Source organism: Paraburkholderia sp. BR14320 (assembly GCF_040948665.1).
In the GTDB taxonomy this organism is placed as follows: Bacteria; Pseudomonadota; Gammaproteobacteria; order Burkholderiales; family Burkholderiaceae; genus Paraburkholderia; species Paraburkholderia youngii.
Genome location: NZ_JBFPKG010000140.1, coordinates 1 through 3,303, shown reverse-complemented (window position 1 = coordinate 3,303; position 3,303 = coordinate 1). Strand labels below are relative to the sequence as shown.

Sequence of the window (3,303 nt, the reverse complement as noted above, 5' to 3'; positions counted from 1 at the left end):
AGCTTGCCGTTCACCGTCAGCGGCAGCGCCGCCAGCGGCACGAACGCCGCCGGCACCATGTAGTCCGGCAGCTGCCCCACCAGATGCGCGCGCAGCGTCGCCGCAAGCTGCGCTTCCTGCGCCTCCTCTGCGGCCACCACATACGCCACCAGCTGCGGCTCGCCGGCCCGCTCCTCGCGCGCCACCACCACCGCCTCGCGTACCCACGCATGTCCGCACAGGTGCGCGGCCACCTCGCCCGGCTCGATGCGAAAGCCCCGGATCTTGACCTGCTCGTCGGTGCGCCCCAGAAACTCCAGATTGCCGTCCGGCAGGTACCGCGCCAGGTCCCCCGTGCGGTACAGCCGATCGCCCTCCACAAAGGGACTGGCGATGAACCGCTCGGCTGTCAGCTCGGGGCGGTTCAGGTAGCCACGCGTGACCCCCGCCCCGCCAATGTAGAGCTCCCCAGCCGCCCCGAACGGCACCGGCTCGCCATGACCGTCCAGCACGTACACCCGCGTGTTCGCAATCGGACGGCCGATCGGGATAGAGGCGGATCCATCGATAACTTTGGATATTTCAAATGTGACGCTTCCAACTGTCGCTTCTGTAGGACCGAAGTGGTTGATCAGGCGCACATTCGGGAAGCGCTTTCGCCAAAACTGAATATCCGCAGGTACTAACGGTTCCCCACCAACCATCAGTGCCTTCGTCGGAGCCGGACCTTCGTAACACTCCAGTTGCCGGTTTAACAGGCTCAGGTGCGAAGGCGTCAGCTTGATCAAATCGTAGACCCGACCATCGTTAGCAGGAGAAAGTAAATCAGTTTCAACAGGAGGTTTTAGAAGATACAGCGCTGCACCTGCCAACAGGGGCCCGAATAAAGTTGTAACGATGCCGTCAAAGCTCAACGAATGTAATATCGGCGAACCATTCAACGCTTCTTCGTAATAACTGCGATGCGACCATTGCAAATAATTCAACAGGTTTCTGTGCTCGACCATGACGCCCTTGGGCGTGCCGGTGGAGCCCGACGTGTAGATCACATAGGCCAGATGGTGCGGGCCCAGGCCCAGCGCGCGCGCATCCGGATCCGATGACGGCTGCCCGGCCCACGCCGGCGACTGCGCCTCCAGCTCCACCAGCCCCACCCCAGCGAGCGCCTCCTCGCCCAGCGCCGCACGCCCCGCCGCATCGGCCAGCACCAGCCGCGGCGCCGCCTCCCCCAGAATCTGCCGCAGCCGCGCGCCCGGATACGCCGCATCCAGCGGCACATATGCGCCCCCCGCCTTCAGGATCGCCAGCAGCCCCACCACCATCGCCGGGCTGCGCTCCACGCAGATCCCCACCGGCTGATCCGGCCTGACTCCGAGTGCGATCAGATGATGGGCCAGCCGGTTGGCCCGCGCATTGAGCTCGCCATAGCTCAGTCTCTCGTTCTCATGCACCAGCGCCACCGCCTCCGGTGCCCGCCGCACCTGCGCCTCGAACAGCTCATGGATGCACCGCTCCGACGGATACGCCGCCTCCGTGCGGTTCAGCTCCTCCAGCAGATACCCACGCTCCGCCGCCGGCAGGATGTCGATGCGGCCCACCGGCTGCCGAGGCTCAGCCATCACAGCACCCAACAATTTTTCCAAATGCTGTGTAATACGTTCGACATTCTCCGGTGCCAAGCGGCTTCTGTCGAAGTGCCATCGAAAGCTACCGTCCAAAGAGCACACTTCAAGCGTCAGCACGTTGCCCGAGCGAAGTATTCCAGAATTCGGCGCTGATCCCAGCTCATGCGAAGAAGCACCTTCCCTTATCGTGATACCAATCGGCCACGGGCACCGCGATCGAAGTGCCTCTATGTTCTTTAACGCCGGGTAGCGTGCAACGAGATCCCCAGCAAAACTTTTGTGTGCTCGAAGCAGAGCGAATTCGGTCTCAACTGTCCTACGCACCTCTGCAAAAGCATCATCGAGATCAACTACAATTTTCATCGGCACGACTGCGGCAATATGCGACCCTGTTGCTTCCGATGCAACTCCCGATACATTGAGCGTAGGACTCCATCCCAACTGAAGCTCAGATTCACCTGAGATGCGGGAAAGATAGATTAGCCAGCCGACCACTATGTGTACCATGCGCTCGATCGGTGCCAATTCAGCCAAAACGCTAAAAGCATTCTCCGAACTGGACTGCCATTTCGTCATGGCCAAAGCCGACGACAAAAAAAAGGGAAGCTGCAACGATCTGAACCCGGCAAGCCGCTGGCGCCAAAATGACTCTTGCACGGCTAACATTTCGAGCTCGGAAGTAATGCTCGACGCCTGTTCTACACCGAATATGTGAAGACGGTCTCCTATATCCAGACCGTGATGCTTCGCGAGCGCCGACGCGTCAATAGATTGACCGTCCGGACCAGAAAACCAAACATCGACATCTTGCGTAGCTGTCGCGACACGCCAATTCCAACGGTGGATCCCCAGCAAGGAACCCGGAAGCTCATCCGAGCATCGATCCAGAACCTTTACGCGTTTGACTGCCACAAGATCATCGACCAAGATAACCTTTGGCATTCCCAACGGATTTGGATAATTTGCTCCGAAATCCAAGGCCCGCACCATTGCAGACAAATCTTCCGCAGATCGATCCCAACGTAAACAGCCCCCAACATCGGGCCTTCGATACCTCGGAAAGTAGCTCCTGTCCAGCATCCTTTGCGGACGTATATCGAGGGCCCCATCGGTCAATCCAATTAGCAACTCACGGAACCCCTCGATAGCAGCTTCATAACATCTAATGTTTAGGGTGAATGCAGTGTCGGTCGGCGTTATTAAAACCTGACGCCGAACGACCACATCACCAGTATCGACGCCTTGATCCATACAATGCCACGTAATTGCATATTCGCTTTCACCAGCAAGCAACGCCCAAGAAGTGGCATGAGTTCCCGCATATTGAGGGAGGGGTCCATCGTGATAATTGAAAGCGCCTTGACGTGCCTGCCTAAGCATACCCACTGGCAATATGAACGGATTGGCGACAGAAAATATATATTCAACGGGCTCAATATCTACAAATGTCGAGAGCTCGTCGACGCTGCTACAACATAGGATATTGGCACCGGTGGCCCACTCGGAAAACCGGGAGTCCGCACAAAGTACCGCGCGGATCACGTGCCCCCTTTCTTGGGCTAGCTGAGCACACCTAACAGGCTGCTGAAGTACACCCGAGTTGAAGAGGCCCCGCTCCAATTACGCGACTCTCGTCGCAAGATTTTTCGCATTGTGCAGATTCAATGCGAATTCACCGTCCCTTTAAGCGTTTTGAGGC

1 protein-coding gene and 1 pseudogene are annotated in these 3,303 nt (G+C 58.3%); both read right to left on the bottom strand.

Translation table 11 applies throughout. From position 1 onward, the window contains the following. The coding region (locus AB3X89_RS39155; protein ID WP_368587931.1) for an amino acid adenylation domain-containing protein at window positions 1-2,531 on the bottom strand (2,531 nt) is incomplete at its 3' end. Between the two features lie 219 nt (window positions 2,532-2,750). Continuing rightward, a pseudogene (locus tag AB3X89_RS39150) lies at window positions 2,751-3,146 on the bottom strand (formyltransferase family protein); the annotation flags it as partial. Window positions 3,147-3,303: the final 157 nt, after the last annotated feature.